Consider the following 18580-nt stretch of genomic DNA (forward strand, 5'->3'; position numbering starts at 1 on the left):
CGGCGGGTCGGGCCTTTCAGGGGCGCGGGGAACTGCGCGAGCAACGCACGACAGCCCGCACCCGCCACAGGCGAGAAGCCCCCACGGCGGGTCGGGCCTTTCAGGGGCGCGGGGAACGGCGCGAGCGACGCACGACAGCCCGCACCCGCCAAAGGCGAGAAGCCCCCACGGCGGGTCGGGCCCTTCAGGGGCGCGGGGAACGGCGCGACCAGCCCCCAACAACCCGCACCCGGCACCAGTGCCGCATGCCGCACCCCCCGCGGCAGCACCCCGCACACCCAAGAGGGGCGCCCGGTGACCTCACCGGACGCCCCTCTCACGCGTCAGCGAACCACTAGCCGTGGTTCAGCTCGAACCACACCACCTTGCCGGTGCTCAGCCGCGTCGCCCCCCACCGCCGGGCCAGCCGGTTGACGAGATACAACCCGCGCCCGCCCTCGTCCGTCGCCCGAGCCTGCCGCAGCCGCGGCAACTGCGGCACGTCGTCCCCGACCTCGCACCGCAGCACATCCGTCCGCAGCAACCGCAGCGTCACCGGCCGGGTCGCGTACCGCACGGCGTTGGTCACGACCTCGCTGACCAGCAGCTCCACCGAGTCACTCAGCTCGTCCATGCCCCAGCGGGACAGCTGCCGCCGGGCCAGCCGACGGGCCCGGCCGGGCGCCGCGTCCTCCGGCTCCAGGAACCAGTACGCCACGTCGCTCGGCGCGATCCCGTCGAAGCGGGCGGCGAGCAACGCGATGTCGTCGTCCCGGTCGCCCGGCCCGAGCATGTCGAGCACCTCGTCGCACAGTGCCTCAAGGGGCGGCGGATGATCGGGCCCGGTCAACTGCGCGGTCGCGGCCAGCTTCTCGCGCAGCTGCTCGATGCCGGTCCACACGTCCCGCAGCCGGGACTCCACCAGGCCGTCGGTGTAGAGCAGCAGGGTCGCCCCCGCGGGCGCCTCCAGCTCCACGGCCTCGAAGTCCACCCCGCCCACGCCGATCGGGGCGCCCGCGGGCACCCGCAGCACCTCCGCCCGCCCGCCCAGGTGCAGCAGCACGGGCGGCGGATGGCCGGCGTTGGCGATGGTGATCCGGTGCGCGACCGGGTCGTACACCGCGTAGAGGCAGGTCGCCATGCGGTCCACGCCGAGCCGCTGGGCCTGCTCGTCGAGGTGGTGCAGCACCTCCTGCGGCGGCAGGTCGAGCCCGGCGAGGGTCTGCGCGGTCGTGCGCAGCTGTCCCATGATCGCCGCCGACGTCATGGAGTGGCCCATCACGTCGCCGACCACCAGCGCCACCCGGCTGCCCGGCAACGGGATCGCGTCGTACCAGTCGCCGCCGACCCGAGCGGTCTCCGCGGCCGGCAGGTAACGCGACGCCAGCCGTACGCCGGTGCAGCGCGGCAGGGTCTCCGGCAGCATCGTGCGCTGCAGCTCGTCCGCGATGTACGCCTCGCGCCCGTACAGCACGGCCTTGTCGATGCCCAGCGCGCTGTGCGTGGCGAGCTGCGCCGCGACCAGCAGGTCGTCGGCCTCGAACGGGATGCGCTCGGGGCGGCGCAGGAACAGCGCGGCGCCGATCACCCGGCGGCGGCCGCGCAGCGGGGCGAGGATCGCCCGCTGGCCGTCCGGGACGGCCGACGCACCCTCCTCGCCGAGGAGTTCGGGCAGCGCCGCGCGGGCGGCGGGCGCGTCCGTGAACACCGGGCGCACCCCGCGCAGCACCTCGGCGAGCGCACTGCCGGGCCGTACCGTGCACAGCTCCTCGCCGACCGAGTCCAGCTCGGACGGCTCCGGCGGCGCGGCCGGCAGGAAGCCGCCGCCCTCGGTGTCCCGCTCGGCCGGGATCCGGTCGGTGCGGCGCAGCCGCAGCACCAGCGGACCGGTGGGCCGCTCGTCACCGACCGGCAGCGGATCGCGCAGGTACACCAGGATCGCGTCGGAGAAGGTCGGCACGGTGGCCCGGCACAGCCCCATCACGATCTCGTCCAGGTCGATGCCGCGGGCGATCCGCCGGGTGGCCGCGCCGACGAAGCGCAGCCGGTCGCCGTCCCGCCGCATCGGGGTGGGCCGGCCCGGCCGCGTCACCTGGCCGGTGCGGCGCTCCTTGCCCTCCGGCGGCCGGGTCACCCGGCCCTGCCCGTCGGCGGGCTGCACCGGGATGCCGTCCGGCGCGGGACGCGGACGGTGGGCGTCCGGCTCCGCGTCCGGGCCGGTGCCCGGCTGGGAGTGCTCGGAACCCGGGCCGTCCGCGGGGCCGGGGGCGGAGCCGCCGGGCGTGACCGTGCCGGGCGCGCCGGCTCCCGGCGCCGCTCCGGGCGCGGGAGGCTCACCGGCGGCGCGGCCCTGTACCGGTAAGGCGGCCCCGGTGCCGGCCGCCCGCTCCGGTGTCGGGGTACACGGGAACGCCCCGCGGGGATCCGCGGGGTCCACGCCCGGCTGGGGGCGCTCGAAGGAGGTCGGCTGCTCCGTCACGCGTGTCGAGTCCATCCGTCCGGCGCACGCCGTGCGCGCGGTTCGCTCCGCCGAAACTCCGATACCCGGAACACGTGCCCCCGGAACGGATTTCGCGTGTGGTCAGAGGTTGTTCCTGCGACGCCGGCCGGCCGTCCCTGGCCGCTTCCGGTGTTTCCGTACCCCTCGCTCACGTCCTGCCGCCCCTCGGTGACGTCTGGTCAAGCCTCGCGCGCGCTCCGGTGGTTGCTGCTCCGCGCCCTTGCGGACGACGATCCTACGTTTCGTGCCCGGGGGCGCAGCAAGGGTCTCACGGGGACGCGTGCGCCGGTGTGCGGTCCCAATCCTGTGGCAGTGACGGTACCGCCCAGGACGGATCCGGACGCCAGTTCTCCCAGCCGTCCGCGAACGGCGGCCCCCAGGCGTCGATCACCGCGACCGCGGCGCGCCCGGCCTCCCGGACCCGTCCGGCCAGCGCGGAATCCATCAGACCGTCCCGCTGGGCCTGCGCGAACTCGTCCTCGTCGCGCCAGTGCCAGCCCCCGTCCGGCTGCACGGAGATGTCCAGGAAGTGGTCCTCGGAGTCCACCCCGCCCGCCCAGCGGACGAGCGGCTCCTCCAGGTTCACGTACCAGTTCTTGAACCGCCAGCCCGGCTCCCAGAACAACCACACCGACCAGGGCTCCCCGGGCCGGGCCAGCTTCAGCACGCCGGTGCCGAACCAGCGGTCCCGCTGCACCGTGCGCGGCTTGGTGTAGCGCGTGGCGAGCGGTTCCTGGTGCACCGGGGTGCCGTCGGCGAGCACGGGCTTGACGCACTCGGTACCGGGCGCCATCCATACGGCCAGCAGTTCCGAGTCGTCGCGCACGACCGTGACGGGGCGCGCGATGTGGATGCGCGCGCCGCCGTTCGCCCGGTACCGCCACAGGATCTGCGTCCCGGGAGCCCAGTAGGGGCGGGCCGCCCCGCCCGCCGCGCCGCGCATCGTGGTTCCACCCTCTGTCATGCGCAGATATTAGGTGGCCGGACCACACAGCGCTGCGGCCCCCGTCACGGTTCACCCCCGGCGCGCCAGGCTTTACGGCCGTGTCATCCGCAGGACATCCAGGGCCTCGTCGAGCTGTTCCTCCGTCAGGTCTCCGCGCTCCACGTAGCCGCCCTCCAGTACCACCTGGCGGATGGTCTTGCGCTCCGCGAGGGACTTCTTGGCGACCTTGGCGGCCTCCTCGTAGCCGATGTACTTGTTGAGCGGGGTGACCACGGACGGCGAGGACTCGGCGTACTCCCGGGCCCGGTCGCGGTGCGCGACGATCCCGTCGACCGTGCGGTCGGCGAGCAGCCGGGAGACGTTGGCGAGCAGCCGCACCGACTCCAGCACGTTCTTGGCGATCACCGGCAGCATCACGTTCAGCTCGAAGTTGCCGGACGCGCCGGCCGCCGCGACGGTCGCGTCGTTGCCCGTGACCTGGGCGCAGACCATCAGCACGGCCTCCGGAATCACCGGGTTGACCTTGCCGGGCATGATCGAGGAGCCGGGCTGCAGGTCGGGCAGGGCGATCTCGGCGAGGCCGGTGCGCGGTCCGGACGCCATCCACCGCAGATCGTTCGCGATCTTCGTCAGGCCCACGGCGACGGTCCGCAGCTGCCCGCTGGTCTCCACCACGCCGTCCCGGGCGCCCTGCGCCTCGAAGTGGTCGCGCGCCTCGGTCAGCGGCAGCCCGGTCGCCCGCGCCACCTCCTCGATGACCGCTGCCGAGAACCCGGGCGGGGTGTTGATGCCGGTGCCTACGGCGGTCCCGCCCAGCGGCAGCTCGGCCAGCCGGGGCAGCGAGGCGTTCAGCCGCTCGACGCCGTACCGCACCTGGGCGGCGTACCCGCCGAACTCCTGGCCCAGGGTGACGGGCGTGGCGTCCATCAGGTGGGTACGCCCGGACTTCACCACGTCCGCGAACTCCTCCGCCTTGCGCTCCAGGGCGGCGGCGAGGTGCTCCAGGGCCGGGATCAGGTCCCGGGTGACCGCGGCGGTGGCGGCGATGTGCAGCGACGAGGGGAAGACGTCGTTGGACGACTGCGAGGCGTTGACGTGGTCGTTGGGGTGCACGTCCCGGCCGAGGCGCTCGGTGGCGAGGGTCGCGATCACCTCGTTGGTGTTCATGTTGGACGAGGTCCCCGACCCGGTCTGGAACACGTCCACCGGGAAGTGCTCGTCCCACCGGCCCCCGGCGACCTCCGCGGCCGCCTCCTGGATCGCCTCGGCGATGTCCTCGTCCAGCACCCCGAGCCGGGCGTTCACCTTCGCCGCGGCGCCCTTGATCCGGGCCAGCGCCTCGATGTGGGCGCGCTCCAGCCGCTGCCCGGAGACCGGGAAGTTCTCCACCGCCCGCTGGGTCTGCGCCCGCCACTTGGCGTCGGCGGGGACTCTCACCTCACCCATGGAGTCGTGCTCGACGCGATAGTTCCGGTCGTCGTCCGTGGTCGTCATCGTGTACCTCCGTGATCCACAGCAGCGGTCCCGGACGAGCGTATTCCCCGAGGGAGCCGTCCGCCCCGCCGCGGCCTCGCGCGGCGGGGCGGAGCACCCGTGGGGGGGTGTCAGCCGCTCTGCAGGGTCACGTCGTCCAGCAGGAAGCCGGTCTGCAGGCTGTAGTCCTCGGTGGCGGTGAACGTCAGGGTGACGGTCTGCCCGGCGTACGCCGACAGGTCGGCCGACCGCTGCACGTAGCCGCTGCCCGCGTTCACGTTGGACAGGGTGGCCAGTGTGGCGCCGTTCACCCGGACGGTGAAGGTGTCGTACGCACGCGAGCCGGACTCGGCGGTCTCGATGCGCAGCCAGTAGCCGAGGGACGCGCGCGTGCAGCCGGCCGGCACGGTCACCGTCTGGCTGATCGACTCGGTGCTCGTGGAGCCGTTGCCGCCGAGCCAGGCGAAGCGGGTGCCGCCGTGGGCCGGCCGGGAGGTGTGGGCGGCGATGGCCGCGGTGGTCCCGGTCCACGGCGCGGTGCCGCTCTCGAACCCGCCGTTGCCGACGACGCCGGCCGGGTCGCAGGTGCCGCCGCCACCGGTGCCCACGGCCTGCTGCCACAGGGTGTACGCGATGCCGTCGGCCGCGCGGTCGAGGCCGGTGGTGTTGATGTTGGTGAGGGTGTCGCACGCCCGGTGGTAGCAGGGGTCGTACGACGCGCCGGAGGTGCCGCCCCACTTGGCGGCCTGCGCGGAGGTCTTCCGGGCGCTCGCGCCCATCGCGTAGCCGGAGGTGGGGATGGAGTACCGCTCGAAGGAGTAGTCGTCGCTGCGGCCGGCGCCCTCGGTGTTCTCCTCGGGCTGGAGACCGAGGGAGTCCCAGTACGCCTTCATCGGTGCGGCGGCCGCGGAGGTGATGTGGTTGACGAAGTAGCCGCCGTTGGTGGAGGCGACCATGTCGAAGTTGTAGTACGCCTTGATCCGGGCGCGTTCCGTCGACGACAGCGAACGGACGTAGAAGTAGGAGCCGTTGAGGCCCTGCTCCTCGTCGGTCCACCAGGCGAAGCGGACCCGGTTGCGCATCTCCGGGTTCTGCCGGGCGAGCGTCAGGGCGTTCTCGAGCAGGGCGGCGGAGCCGGAACCGTTGTCGTTCATGCCGGGCCCGGCGGAGACGCCGTCGAGGTGCGCGCCGAACATGTAGACGTTGTTCGCGTCGCCCTGGGGCCACTCGGCGATCAGGTTGGGGCCGGCGCCGCTGGTGCAGCCGGACGTGCAGGGCTGCTCGGTGACGGTGTATCCGGCGGCCTGGAGCTTGCCCTTCACGTAGGCGACGGAGTCGCGGTAGCCCTGGGTGGTGGAGCGGCGGTTGCCGCCGTTGCGGGCGGCGACGGCGCTGAGCTCGTCGAGGTGGGCCCGCACCGCGGTGATGCTGACGTCGGGTGCGGCGAGGGCGGTGGTGGTGGAGGCGGGGGACGTGCTGGACGCGGATGCCGCGGCGGGGAGCGTGCCGAGGCCGAGCACGAGGGCGAGCAGGGTGCTCGCCGTGGCGAATCTTCGTTTCACCTGGACTCCTCCGGACGGTGGCTGTGGGGTTGCCACGCGGGGAACCTGGCATGGCATGTGCATGCCGGGCTGTCAGGAAGAGTCACAGCAGGTTGTTGAGGCCGTCAACGGCACGTGGTGGGGCGGGGCCATGTTTGTCCGAAAGCAGCACAGAGGTTCCGCTATGCGGACACGGGGTGCCGCCCCGGACCCCGCTCGAACGCGGGACGGGCTGAACTCAGCCCGTCCCGCGTTCGAGGACGAGGCCCGGGAGGGCCGCTGAAAAGCTCAGGCGAGTCCGGGCCCCCGCACCGGGATCGACGTGAACGTCGGCTGGGGCGCCGGGTCCTGGAAGAAGTCGTTGCCCTTGTCGTCGACGACGACGAACGCCGGGAAGTCCTCGACCTCGATCTTCCAGACCGCCTCCATGCCGAGCTCCTCGTACTCGACGACCTCGACCTTCTTGATGCAGTCCTGCGCGAGCCGGGCCGCGGGCCCGCCGATGGAGCCCAGGTAGAAGCCGCCGTGCTCGGCGCACGCGTCGGTGACCTGCTTGCTGCGGTTGCCCTTCGCCAGCATCACCATCGACCCGCCGGCCGCCTGGAACTGCTCCACGTAGGAGTCCATCCGCCCGGCCGTGGTGGGCCCGAAGGACCCCGACGCGTACCCCTCGGGGGTCTTCGCGGGGCCGGCGTAGTACACCGGGTGGTCCTTGAGGTACTGCGGCATCTCCTGGCCCGCGTCCAGCCGCTCCTTGATCTTCGCGTGCGCGATGTCGCGCGCCACGACCAGCGGGCCGGACAGCGAGAGCCGGGTCTTCACCGGGTACTTGGTGAGCTCCGCGAGGATCGCCTTCATCGGCTGGTTGAGGTCGATCCGCACGACGTCGCCGGACTCCTCCAGCTGCTCGTCCGTGGTCTCGGGGAGGAACCGCGCCGGGTCCGTCTCCAGCTGCTCCAGGAAGACGCCCTCGGCGGTGATCTTCGCGACGGCCTGGCGGTCGGCGGAGCAGGACACCGCGATGGCGACCGGGCAGGACGCGCCGTGCCGCGGCAGGCGGACCACGCGCACGTCGTGGCAGAAGTACTTGCCGCCGAACTGGGCGCCGATGCCGATCTTCTGCGTCAGCTCGAAGACCTTCTCCTCCAGCTCCTTGTCCCGGAAGCCGTGCCCGAGCGGGGAGCCCTCGGACGGGATCTCGTCCAGGTAGTGCGCGGAGGCGTACTTCGCGGTCTTCAGCGCGTACTCGGCGGACGTACCGCCGACGACGATCGCCAGGTGGTACGGCGGGCAGGCAGCCGTGCCCAGCGAACGGATCTTCTCCTCCAGGAACTTCATCATGGAGGCCTCGTTCAGGACGGCCTTCGTCTCCTGGTACAGGAAGCTCTTGTTGGCCGAGCCGCCGCCCTTGGCCATGAACAGGAACTTGTACGCGCCGCCGTCCGTCGCGTAGAGCTCGATCTGCGCGGGGAGGTTGGAGCCGGTGTTCTTCTCCTCCCACATGGTGAGCGGAGCCATCTGCGAGTAGCGCAGGTTGAGGTTCTTGTAGGCGTCGTAGATGCCCCGGGACAGGGCCTCCTCGTCGCGGCCCGAGGTCAGCACGTTCTGGCCGCGCTTGCCCATGACGATGGCCGTACCGGTGTCCTGGCACATCGGCAGCACGCCCGCCGCCGCGATGTTCGCGTTCTTCAGCAGGTCCAGCGCGACGAACTTGTCGTTGGACGACGCCTCGGGGTCGTCGATGATGCGGCGCAGCTGGGCGAGGTGCGCGGGGCGCAGGTAGTGCTGGATGTCGTGGACGGCCTCCTCGGCGAGCTTGCGCAGCGCCTCCGGCTCCACCTTGAGGAACGTCCGGCCGTCGGCCTCGAAGGTGGAGACACCTTCGGAGGTCACCAGCCGGTAGGGGGTGGTGTCCTCTCCCATGGGGAGCAGATCGGCGTACTCGAACTCAGGCATCTCGCCCATTCCTCACTCGACGGAAGACCGCCCGCCTCCGTCGGCGGGCCTTCCCAGCCTAGGACCTGCCTCGGACGGCGGTCCTGTGAGGTTGTCCTCAGTTGTCCCCGCAGTGGGGTAGTCGCGATCTATCGCGTTTGGGTACGCTGCTGCCGTGGACCTTCAGAAGCACGCCCAGCAGCCGGACACGGCACCGCGGAGCACCGACCTGCGCGCCTCCGACGCCGACCGTGACCGTATCGCCGACCTCCTGCGCGAGGCCCTCGCCGAGGGGCGCCTGACCGCCGACGAGCACGCGGAGCGCGTCGAGGGCGTGCTGGCCGCCAAGACGGTGGGGGAGCTGGAGGTGTTCATCCAGGACCTGCCGGCCGCCCACCAGCGGCGCGCGGCCCCCTCCTCCGGGCCGGGGCGTCCCACCGGGGGCGTCTTCCCGGTCGACCCCGACGACAACGTCGTCGCGGTGTTCAGCGCCGCCGCCCGCAAGGGCCGCTGGCGCACCGGCCGTCGCATCCACGCCTACGCGGTCTTCGGCAGCGTGGAGATCGACCTCAGCGAGGCGCTGTTCGACCACCAGCAGGTGATGATCAAGGCGTTCTCCGTCTTCGGCAGCGTCGAGATACGCGTCCCGGAGAACGTGTCGCTGCGCGGCTCCGGCGGCGGTGTGCTCGGCGCCTTCGAGGTGGACCCGCAGGACTCGGACGACGACAACGCCCCGGTGGTCTACGTCGACGGATGGGCGGTCCTCGGCAGCGTCGAGGCCCGGCCGAAGCGCGGCAAGCTCGTGAAGGACATCCTCGACCGCGTGCAGCGGACGGTGGACCGCAGCATGCGCAAGCACCTGGGGCACTGAACGCGGGGCGGGCCCAGGCCCGTTGGGGACTCTGTGCATAGGCGCGCGCACATCGGGTAAGCCTTGACGCATCGTCTCCTTGGAGGGCGCCAGGGATTCACGCCGGGCCGACCCGTGTGCATCCACGGCACTCGCCAGCTCGCGAAGCCGTCGTCAGGAGTAGACCGTGCTGCAACCGCCGCATTCGTCCCTGCAGGTAGCCGCCGTTCCGGCCCAGCGAGTGGCAGCGCGGGACAGGGACCAGGAAGCCCCCTGGCACACCGAGGCGGTGTGCCGGCGCGACGAGGCGGGCCTGTTCTTCGCGCCGTCGAAGGAACCGACCGCCGCGCGGCTCTCCCGCGAGGAGGCGGCCAAGCGGGTCTGCGCCCGCTGCCCGGTCATGGTGGAGTGCCGCGAGCACGCCCTGCTGCAGCCCGAGCCCTACGGTGTCTGGGGCGGCCTGACCGCCGCCGAACGCCGGGTGGTCCTGGCCCGCCGCCGGCGCCGCGACATGGAACTGAAGAAGACCGCCCCCCAGGGCCGCATAGCCGCAGCAGGCTGACCGCCACGCACAAAAAGGGGCGCCCCCTCCGCACAGGGGACGCCCCTTCTCAGCACGCCGACCCTCTTCCCGTCACCGGCCGGGCCGGCCCACCCAGGGGCGCGGGGAACTGCGCGATCACCCCGCACGCACCCGCACCCGCCCAGGTGCCGCGCCGACCCTCTTCCCGTCACCGGCCGGGCCGGCCCACCCAGGGGCGCGGGGAACTGCGCGATCACGCCCCACGCGCCCGCACCAGCCCCCGCCCGACCGCCGGAGGCCCCCGCCGCTACTTGGCCCGGTCGAAGTCGACCGCGCTGTAAGCCCGCAGCTTGCTCAGCCGATGCTCGGAGTCGATCCGCCGCACCGTCCCCGACTTGGACCGCATCACGATCGAGTCGGTGGTAGCCGTCTCGGACCGGTACCGCACCCCCCGCAGCAGCTCACCGTCCGTGATGCCGGTCGCCACGAAGAACACGTTGTCCCCGGTGACCAGGTCCTCCGTGGTCAGCACCCGGTCCAGATCGTGCCCCGCGTCGATCGCCCGCTGCCGCTCCTCGTCGTCCTTCGGCCACAGCTTGCCCTGGATGGTGCCGCCCAGGCACTTGACGGCACAGGCCGAGATGATGCCCTCGGGGGTGCCGCCGACGCCCAGCAGCAGATCGATGCCGGTGCCCTCGCGCAGCGCCAGGATGGAGCCGGCCACGTCGCCGTCGGAGATCAGCTTGATGCGCGCCCCGGTCTCCCGGATCTCCTTGATGATGCCGTCGTGCCGCGGCCGGTCCAGGATCACCACGGTGACGTCCTCGGGGGTGACCCGCTTGGCCTTGGCGACCCGGCGGATGTTCACGCTCACCGGGGCGTTGATGTCGACGAAGTCGGCGGCCTCGGGGCCGGTGACCAGCTTGTCCATGTAGAACACGGCCGACGGGTCGAACATCGAACCGCGCTCGGCGGCGGCCAGCACCGCGATCGCGTTGGTCATGCCCTTGGCGGTGAGCGTGGTGCCGTCGATCGGGTCGACGGCGATGTCGCACTCGGGGCCGGTGCCGTCGCCCACGCGCTCCCCGTTGAAGAGCATCGGGGCTTCGTCCTTCTCGCCCTCGCCGATGACGACGACGCCGTTCATCGAGACGGTGGAGACCAGCGTGCGCATGGCGCGCACCGCGGCGCCGTCGGCGCCGTTCTTGTCCCCGCGCCCTACCCAGCGGCCCGCGGCCATCGCCGCGGCCTCGGTGACCCGTACGAGCTCCAGGGCGAGGTTGCGGTCGGGTGCCTCGGAAGGGACATCGAGCTCGGACGGCAGGTGGTGGTGTTCGGTCATCGGAGCGCACCTTTCTGTACGACGACGGCCGGATGAGGGTATGGCCACGACTCTATCGCCAGGCAGACAATATGAGCAGGGGGACCCACGGATGAGCGCGCGGGGGACCCCACGGATGAGCGCTCCGGGCACCTGCGACGATAGGGGGCGTGGCAGGAACGAACAGCATGCAGAAGACCGCCCGGGACATGATCCTGTCCCTGGCCCTCATCGTGCTCGCGGCGGGAGTGGTGTGGCTGTTCATCCCGCACACGGACGGTGAGCCCGACATCAAGCGGGTCGACTACCGCGTCGATCTGCTCACCGCCCGCCGCGCCGCCTCCTATCCGGTGGCCGCCCCCGAGGGCCTGCCCGAGCAGTGGAAGCCCACCTCGGTCCGCTACCGGGGCGCGGAGGACGAGGCCTGGCACCTGGGCTTCCGGTCCCCCGACGGCGAGTACGTGGCGGTCGAGCAGTCCGCCGGCAAGCGGTCGGCGTTCATCGAGGACACGACGCAGCGCGCGGAGAAGACCGACGTCACGGAGCGGATCGACGGCAGGACCTGGACGCGCTACGAGGGCGACCAGTACGACGCGCTGGTGCTGGAGGACACCCCGGGCTCGACGACCGTGGTGACCGGGACGGCGTCCTTCGACGAGCTGACGACGGTGGTGGAGGCGCTGCGCACGGAGTGAGCGGCGCGCACACGACAGAGGGGCGGGGGGGGGGGGGGGGGGGCGGCGGGCGGGGCGCCCCCCCCCCGGGGGGGGGCGGCCGGCGGGGGGGGGGGGGCCGCCCCGCCGGGCGCCCCCCCCCCCCCCCCGGGGGGGGGGGCCCCCCCCCCCGCCCCCCCGGGGCCCCCGCCCCTCGTGCTGTCCCGCTCGGGCTCAGACGGTGGTGACGACCTGCTCGTACTCCAGGCGCGGGTTGCGCGCGAACCAGGCGTCGGGGCCGGGGCGGCCGATGTTCACGACCATGAGCGGGGTGTGGTCGTCGTCCAGGAACTCCTTGCGCACGCCCTCGAAGTCCAGGCCGGTCATCGGGCCGGCGGCCAGGCCGGCGGCGCGCACGCCGATGATGAAGTACGCGGCCTGGAGGGTGGCGTTCAGCGCGGCGGAGCCCTCACGGACCGGGCGCTCGGCGAAGACGGCGTCCTTGGCCTGCGGGAAGTGCGGGAAGAGGTGCGGAAGCTCCTCGTGGAACTCGTTGTCCGCGGAGAGGATCGCGACCAGCGGGGCGGCGGCCGTCTTGGACCGGTTGCCCTCGGCCATGTGCCGCACCAGGCGCTCGCGGGCCTCGGGGGAGCGGACCAGCGTGATACGCAGCGGCGACTGGTTCATCGAGGTCGGGGCGTACTTGACCAGGTCGTAGATCGCCCGGACCTGCTCGTCGGTCACCGGCTCGTCGGTGAACGTGTTGGCGGTGCGCGCCTCACGGAACAGCAGGTCCTGGGCGGCGGCGTCGAGAACGAGAGACATGCGTGAACCTTCAGGGGATGAGCGGCGGCCCGGGGCCCGAAGGCGGACCACGGTCCGGTTGACGGTTCGACAGTACCCCTATGAAGTTCAACCTTCAACAAAAGGCGGAGTGACGTGCTCCACTCCGTCTTCGCGATGAACCGCTGCGGCGAGGCGATCTGCTCCGGCCCGCCCCTCAGGCGTCCTCGTCCGCCTCCTCGGCCTCCTCCTCGGCGAGCGCCGCGTCCAGCCGGGCCCGCGCCCCGTCGAGCCGACGGCGGCACACCTTGGCCAGCTCCTCGCCCCGCTCCCACAGCGCCAGGGACTCCTCCAGCGTCGTCCCGCCCGCCTCGAGGCGTCGTACGACCTCGATCAGCTCGTCCCGCGCCTGCTCGTATCCGAGCGCCTCGGCCGCCGCCGCGGCCGTCTGCTCCGTCTTGCCGGTCATTCCGCCCACCCTATGTATCGACTCGGACAGTGAACTCGCCCGCGGACACCCGCGCCCGCAGCACCTCGCCGGGCCCCACCTCGTCCGGAGCGCGCACCGCGTGCCCGTCCTCCCGCTGCAGCACCGCGTACCCGCGCTTCAGCGTGGCCGCCGGGGAGAGGGCCACCACGCGCGCGTGCGTGTGCGTCAGCTCGGAGTCGGCCCGGTCCAGCTGGTGGCGCAGCGTCCGCCGCGCCCGGTCCAGCAGCATCGTGACCTCCTCGGCCCGCGCGTCGATCATCCGGTGCGGATCCTGTATCGACGGCCGGGCCAGCGCGTGCGCCAGCCCTCGCTCCTCGCGGTCCAGCAGCGCCCCCACGCAGCGGCGCGCGCGGTCCCGCAGCATCCGCACCCGCTCGTACTCCTCGCCCACGTCCGGCACCACCTTCTTGGCGGCGTCGGTCGGTGTGGAGGCGCGCAGGTCGGCGACCAGGTCCAGCAGGGGGCTGTCCGGCTCGTGCCCGATCGCCGAGACGACCGGTGTGCGGCAGGCGGCGACGGCCCGCACCAGCTGCTCGTCGGAGAACGGCAGCAGGTCCTCCACGCTGCCGCCGCCGCGCGCCACGACGATCACGTCCACGTCGTCGAGCGCGTCCAGTTCCTTCACGGCCTGGACCACCTGCGGCACCGCGTGCACCCCCTGCACGGGCACGTTGCGCACCTCGAAGCGGACGGCGGGCCAGCGGTGCCGCGCGTTCTCCAGGACGTCCCGCTCGGCCGCCGACGCGCGCCCGCAGACCAGCCCGACCAGATGCGGCAGGAACGGCAGCGGCTTCTTGCGCTCCGGCGCGAAGAGCCCCTCCCGCGCCAGCGACTTCTTCAGCTGCTCCAGCCGTGCCAGCAGCTCCCCGACCCCCACCGGGCGGATCTCTGCGGCGCGCAGCGACAGCTGCCCGCGGGGCGCGTACCACTCGGGCTTGCAGTGCACGACGACCCGCGCGCCCTCGCTCACGACGTCCGCGACGGCGTCGAACACCTGCCGGTAGCAGGTCACCCCCACCGAGATGTCGTACGACGGGTCGCGCAGGGTCAGGAACACCACCCCCGCCCCCGGCCGCCGCGACAGCTGGGTGATCTGACCTTCCACCCACACGGCGCCGAGCCGGTCGATCCACCCTCCGATGAGCCGCGACACCTCCCCGACCGGCAGGGGGGCTTCCGCGGACGTGTTCACAGCCATGCCCGCGAGACTAGTGCGCCCCGCCGACACCGGTGCGCCGCCACCGTCGGCGCACCGCTACCTGACCCCCGGGCCACGGCCCTTACGATGGGACGCATGACCGCTTCGTCTGGCCGCCGTGTCCTGCTCGCCGCCCCCCGGGGCTACTGCGCGGGAGTCGACCGCGCCGTGATCGCCGTCGAGAAGGCCCTGGAGCAGTACGGGGCTCCCGTCTACGTCCGGCACGAGATCGTGCACAACAAGTACGTCGTGCAGACCCTGGAGAAGAAGGGCGCGATCTTCGTCGAGCGGACGGAGGAGGTGCCCCCGGGCAACATCGTGATGTTCTCCGCGCACGGCGTCGCCCCGGTCGTGCACGAGGAGGCCGAGCGCGGCCGGCTCGCCACCATCGACGCCACCTGCCCGCTCGTCACCAAGGTCCACAAGGAAGCGGTCCGCTTCGCCAACGACGACTACGACATCCTCCTGATCGGGCACGAGGGCCACGAGGAGGTCATCGGCACCTCCGGCGAGGCCCCCGACCACATCCAGCTCGTCGACGGCCCCGCCGACGTGGCGAAGGTCGAGGTCCGCGACCCCTCGAAGGTCGTCTGGCTCTCCCAGACCACGCTGAGCGTCGACGAGACCATGGAGACCGTCGACGCCCTCAAGGAGAAGTTCCCGCAGCTCATCTCCCCGCCGAGCGACGACATCTGCTATGCCACGCAGAACCGGCAGCTCGCCGTGAAGCAGATGGGCGCCGAGGCCGACCTGGTGATCGTCGTCGGCTCCCGCAACTCCTCCAACTCCAAGCGGCTGGTCGAGGTCGCCAAGCTGGCCGGCGCCCGCGACGCCCACCTGGTGGACTTCGCCGACGAGATCGACGAGGCCTGGCTGGAGGGCGTGACCACGGTCGGCGTCACCTCGGGCGCCTCGGTGCCGGAGGTGCTGGTCGAGCAGGTCCTGGAGTGGCTGTCGCAGCGCGGCTTCGAGGACGTCGAGATCGTCAAGGCGGCCGAGGAGTCCATCATCTTCTCCCTGCCCAAGGAGCTCCGCCGCGACCTGCGCGAGGAGGCCGCCACCCTGGTGGCCGAGCGGGGCGGCAAGGGCACCGGCGCGCAGTCCTGAGCACCCTTCGCGGACGGCGGCGGTCACGGCGTTCGACTCCGTGACCGTGCGTCGTACGTCGTAACGTGGAGCCATGCAGATCTTCGGTGTGGACATCGGCGGTTCCGGGATCAAGGGTGCCCCGGTCGACCTGGACAAGGGGGACCTGGCGCAGGAGCGCCACAAGGTCCTCACCCCGCACCCGGCGACGCCCGACGCGGTGGCCGACGGCGTGAAGGAGGTCGTCGACCACTTCGGCTGGACCGGCCCGGTCGGCATCACCTTCCCCGGCGTCGTCACCGACGGCGCCACGATCCGTACGGCGGCCAACGTCGACAAGGGCTGGATCGGCACCGACGCGCGCGTGCTGCTCGGCGACCGCCTGGGCGGACTGCCGGTGACCGTGGTCAACGACGCGGACGCGGCGGGCGTCGCCGAGATGCACTTCGGCGCCGGACGGCACCACAAGGGCACGGTGATCGTGCTGACCTTCGGCACCGGCATCGGCAGTGCCCTGTTCGTGGACGGCATCCTCGTCCCCAACACCGAGCTGGGTCACCTGGAGCTGAAGGGCCACGACGCGGAGAAGCGGGCCGCCACCAAGGCCAAGGAGGACCACGACCTGTCGTGGGACGAGTGGGCGCGCCGGGTGCAGAAGTACCTCGCCCACGTGGAGATGCTGTTCTCGCCCGAGCTGTTCGTCATCGGCGGCGGCGTCAGCCGCAAGGCCCACAAGTTCCTTCCCAGGATCGAGGGCATCAGGGCCGAGATCGTCCCGGCCCACCTGCAGAACAACGCGGGGATCGTGGGGGCGGCGATGCGGGCGGCCACGGGGGCGTAGGCGGGGCGGTGCCGGCGGCACCGTGCGTGGGGGTGGGTGCCGGTGGCACCCAGGTGCCGTGCGGGGTCGGGCCGTGGTCAGACCGTGGCGCGGGGCCGGTTCTGCTGTGGCCGGTTCTTCTTCACCCGGTTCTTCTTCACCCGGTTGATCACCCGCACCCGCCGCACCCGGCGGACGAGCACCAGCGCACCGGCGGCCAGCGTGCCGCCGTAGAGCCAGCCCGCCTGGGTGGCGAGGCCCGTCACCATGCCCATCAGCCGGTCGAGGGTGCTCCCGCCGCCCTCGTCGGCGAGGGGCACCATGCCCACGGCGAAGGCGATCGGCAGCACCACGGGGGCGATCAGCAGGTCCCCGTCGCGGACCCAGAGCGCGGCCAGCACGCACACCGGCAGGAAGAGCACCCCGTAGACGGTCTGCGAAGCCCCGAACAGCGCCTCCGTCAGCAGCCCGAGCGCCAGCATCACGGCCCCGCAGAACAGCCCGCTGCCCAGTCCGGTGAGCCGCGGTCCCGGCAGGCGCCGGGCGTCGGGCGGGGGAGCGGGCCGGCGCCCGGGAGGCCGCGAGGGCCGCTGGGAGCGCGCGGACCTGGCCACCCCGCCGCCCGCCGCGCGGCCCGCCTGCGGGGGCAGCGGCGGCCTGGGTGACCGTGACGAACGAGGCGATGGCGGTGGGCCCGGCGCCGGGTCGCGTCGCGGTCCGTGCTGGGCGGGTCGCGTCCTGTGTTGCTCCACTGGACCAACTTAGGTCGTTTTATGTGCCGAGCTGTCCGTCAGACACGCCGAGAACCGGACGTCGGCGGGGCGGGGGCGGGGCGCCGAAGGCCGTCGGCCGGGTTCCTACCGTGCATCGGCCGGGCGCCCGGCCGTCCGTCGACCGGGTGCCGGCCGTCCGTCGACCGGGCGCCTACGGTGCGTCGACCGGGCGTTCGACACAGCGGCCGGGCGCCCGCGAGGGTACGCCGTAGACTGGTGGATCGGTCCATGCTGCCCAGCCGGCCGGTCCTCGCCCCCATCCTCACGTACGGGAAGTCGCAACGTGTCGCTCACGATCGGAATCGTCGGTCTGCCGAATGTCGGCAAGTCGACCCTGTTCAACGCCCTGACCAAGAACGACGTGCTGGCGGCCAACTACCCGTTCGCCACGATCGAGCCCAACGTCGGTGTCGTCGGTGTCCCCGACCCCCGGCTGACCAAGCTGGCGGAGATCTTCTCCTCCCAGCGCGTGCTCCCGGCCACGGTCGACTTCGTCGACATCGCCGGCATCGTGCGCGGCGCGTCGGAGGGTGAGGGCCTGGGCAACAAGTTCCTCGCCAACATCCGCGAGTCCGACGCGATCTGCCAGGTCATCCGCGCCTTCAAGGACGAGAACGTCGTGCACGTCGACGGCAAGGTCTCGCCGAAGGACGACATCGAGACGATCAACACCGAGCTGATCCTCGCCGACCTGCAGACCATCGAGAAGGTCCTGCCGCGCCTCCAGAAGGAGTCGCGCATCAAGAAGGACATCGCGCCCAAGGTCAAGGCCGTCGAGGAGGCCAAGGAGATCCTGGAGAAGGGCGACACGCTGTTCTCCCAGGGCATCGTCCAGGGCACGGAGCGCGCGGAGCTGCTGCACGACCTGCACCTGCTCACCACCAAGCCGTTCCTCTACGTCTTCAACGTCGACGAGGACGAGCTGACGGACGACGACTTCAAGAACGAGCAGCGTGCGCTGGTCGCCCCGGCCGAGGCGATCTTCCTCAACGCCAAGCTGGAGGCGGACCTCGCCGAGCTGGAAGAGGACGAGGCCCTCGAACTCCTCCAGTCCGTCGGCCAGGAGGAGCCCGGCCTGGCCACTCTCGCCCACGTCGGCTTCCGCACCCTGGGCCTGCAGACCTACCTCACGGCCGGCCCGAAGGAATCCCGCGCCTGGACCATCAAGAAGGGCGCCACCGCCCCCGAGGCCGCCGGTGTCATCCACACCGACTTCCAGAAGGGCTTCATCAAGGCGGAGGTCATCTCCTTCGACGACCTGGTCGAGACCGGCTCCGTCGCCGAGGCCCGCTCCAAGGGCAAGGCCCGCATGGAGGGCAAGGACTACGTCATGCAGGACGGCGACGTGGTGGAGTTCCGCTTCAACGTCTAATACGTTCGGCGAAGGCCGTCTGACCTGCGAGGGAGCGGGTTGGGCGGCTTCCCCGTCGGCAAGAGCGATCCCGGCGGGCCAACCACCGAAACCGCGGTCGGCGAGCTCTACGAGGAGACCGGCCTCATGGTGAAGGCCGAGTCCCTCGAGATCGCCCACATCATCGACGGCACCTGGGGCGTCGAAGCTCCCCACGGCTCCCTCACGGTCGTGTTCGCCGCCGAACGCCATCCCTGAAGCCTGAGTCGACAACACGGCCAGCCTTCGTTCATACGTTCAGCTTCGTCTGGAAGGCAAGCGAGCGTCTTACCTTGCTCGCCAGCAGGCGGCGCTGCGG

At 72.1% G+C, this 18580-nt stretch carries 16 protein-coding genes and 1 pseudogene; 7 read left to right on the plus strand and 10 right to left on the minus strand.

Features of this window, described 5'->3' with window-relative positions; translation table 11 throughout:
• Positions 1-334: 334 nt before the first annotated feature.
• The 5 genes from ACIF8S_RS11160 to ACIF8S_RS11180 all read right to left on the minus strand — a co-directional run bounded on the left by ACIF8S_RS11160 (position 335) and on the right by ACIF8S_RS11180 (position 8404).
• A complete protein-coding gene (locus ACIF8S_RS11160) occupies positions 335-2473 on the minus strand; it encodes a SpoIIE family protein phosphatase (RefSeq protein ID WP_399998753.1) in 2139 nt (712 codons plus the stop codon).
• Positions 2474-2747: 274 nt separating this feature from the next.
• Complete coding sequence (locus tag ACIF8S_RS11165; RefSeq protein WP_399998754.1) at positions 2748-3443, minus strand: DUF402 domain-containing protein; 696 nt, start codon at positions 3441-3443, stop codon at positions 2748-2750.
• A 72-nt stretch (positions 3444-3515) separates the two neighbouring features.
• Complete coding sequence (locus tag ACIF8S_RS11170; RefSeq protein ID WP_349798098.1) at positions 3516-4919, minus strand: class II fumarate hydratase; 1404 nt, start codon at positions 4917-4919, stop codon at positions 3516-3518.
• Between the two features lie 110 nt (positions 4920-5029).
• Positions 5030-6460 (minus strand): M20/M25/M40 family metallo-hydrolase, encoded by a 1431-nt coding sequence (locus ACIF8S_RS11175; protein WP_399998756.1) that lies wholly within the window; start codon positions 6458-6460, stop codon positions 5030-5032.
• A gap of 267 nt (positions 6461-6727) precedes the next feature.
• Positions 6728-8404 carry a fumarate hydratase gene (locus ACIF8S_RS11180; protein WP_349798102.1) on the minus strand — a complete coding sequence of 559 codons (1677 nt, stop codon included), beginning with the start codon at positions 8402-8404 and terminating at the stop codon, positions 6728-6730.
• Positions 8405-8549: 145 nt separating this feature from the next.
• Here ACIF8S_RS11180 and ACIF8S_RS11185 point away from each other — a divergent pair, with 145 nt between their 5' ends.
• Both ACIF8S_RS11185 and ACIF8S_RS11190 read left to right on the plus strand, forming a co-directional pair.
• On the plus strand, positions 8550-9245 hold the full coding sequence (locus ACIF8S_RS11185) for a DUF1707 domain-containing protein (protein WP_399998757.1): 696 nt from the start codon (positions 8550-8552) through the stop codon (positions 9243-9245).
• 166 nt (positions 9246-9411) lie between these two features.
• Positions 9412-9786, plus strand: a complete 375-nt coding sequence (locus ACIF8S_RS11190) for a WhiB family transcriptional regulator (protein ID WP_349798106.1) — start codon at positions 9412-9414, stop codon at positions 9784-9786.
• 268 nt (positions 9787-10054) lie between these two features.
• On the opposite strand, the gene glpX is transcribed toward ACIF8S_RS11190, so the two are convergent.
• Positions 10055-11089 carry a class II fructose-bisphosphatase gene (gene glpX / locus ACIF8S_RS11195; RefSeq protein ID WP_349798108.1) on the minus strand — a complete coding sequence of 345 codons (1035 nt, stop codon included), beginning with the start codon at positions 11087-11089 and terminating at the stop codon, positions 10055-10057.
• Positions 11090-11256: 167 nt separating this feature from the next.
• Between glpX and ACIF8S_RS11200 the strand changes: the two genes are divergently transcribed.
• Positions 11257-11763 (plus strand): DUF4245 domain-containing protein, encoded by a 507-nt coding sequence (locus tag ACIF8S_RS11200; RefSeq protein WP_399999016.1) that lies wholly within the window; start codon positions 11257-11259, stop codon positions 11761-11763.
• 192 nt (positions 11764-11955) lie between these two features.
• On the opposite strand, the gene ACIF8S_RS11205 is transcribed toward ACIF8S_RS11200, so the two are convergent.
• The 3 genes from ACIF8S_RS11205 to xseA form a co-directional block, all read right to left on the minus strand.
• Positions 11956-12546 carry a malonic semialdehyde reductase gene (locus ACIF8S_RS11205; RefSeq protein ID WP_399998759.1) on the minus strand — a complete coding sequence of 197 codons (591 nt, stop codon included), beginning with the start codon at positions 12544-12546 and terminating at the stop codon, positions 11956-11958.
• 175 nt (positions 12547-12721) lie between these two features.
• Positions 12722-12973, minus strand: a complete 252-nt coding sequence (locus ACIF8S_RS11210) for an exodeoxyribonuclease VII small subunit (protein WP_145827163.1) — start codon at positions 12971-12973, stop codon at positions 12722-12724.
• A gap of 10 nt (positions 12974-12983) precedes the next feature.
• A complete protein-coding gene (gene xseA / locus ACIF8S_RS11215; RefSeq protein WP_399998760.1) occupies positions 12984-14192 on the minus strand; it encodes an exodeoxyribonuclease VII large subunit in 1209 nt (402 codons plus the stop codon).
• An 87-nt stretch (positions 14193-14279) separates the two neighbouring features.
• Between xseA and ACIF8S_RS11220 the strand changes: the two genes are divergently transcribed.
• Both ACIF8S_RS11220 and ppgK read left to right on the plus strand, forming a co-directional pair.
• Complete coding sequence (locus tag ACIF8S_RS11220; RefSeq protein ID WP_024886707.1) at positions 14280-15299, plus strand: 4-hydroxy-3-methylbut-2-enyl diphosphate reductase; 1020 nt, start codon at positions 14280-14282, stop codon at positions 15297-15299.
• A gap of 73 nt (positions 15300-15372) precedes the next feature.
• Positions 15373-16119 carry a polyphosphate--glucose phosphotransferase gene (ppgK, locus tag ACIF8S_RS11225; RefSeq protein WP_399998761.1) on the plus strand — a complete coding sequence of 249 codons (747 nt, stop codon included), beginning with the start codon at positions 15373-15375 and terminating at the stop codon, positions 16117-16119.
• A gap of 77 nt (positions 16120-16196) precedes the next feature.
• On the opposite strand, the gene ACIF8S_RS11230 is transcribed toward ppgK, so the two are convergent.
• Entirely contained in the window at positions 16197-16712 is a 516-nt protein-coding gene (locus ACIF8S_RS11230) for a DUF6542 domain-containing protein (RefSeq protein ID WP_399998763.1), read from the minus strand.
• A 442-nt stretch (positions 16713-17154) separates the two neighbouring features.
• Here ACIF8S_RS11230 and ychF point away from each other — a divergent pair, with 442 nt between their 5' ends.
• Both ychF and ACIF8S_RS11240 read left to right on the plus strand, forming a co-directional pair.
• Positions 17155-18243: a redox-regulated ATPase YchF gene (gene ychF / locus ACIF8S_RS11235; protein WP_399998764.1), complete on the plus strand. Its 1089-nt coding sequence runs from the start codon at positions 17155-17157 to the stop codon at positions 18241-18243.
• A gap of 36 nt (positions 18244-18279) precedes the next feature.
• Positions 18280-18465, plus strand: a pseudogene (locus ACIF8S_RS11240) (DNA mismatch repair protein MutT); the annotation flags it as partial.
• Between the last annotated feature and the right edge of the window lie 115 nt (positions 18466-18580).

It is taken from the genome of Streptomyces sp. NPDC085937 (assembly GCF_044540535.1).
In the GTDB taxonomy this organism is placed as follows: Bacteria; Actinomycetota; Actinomycetes; order Streptomycetales; family Streptomycetaceae; genus Streptomyces.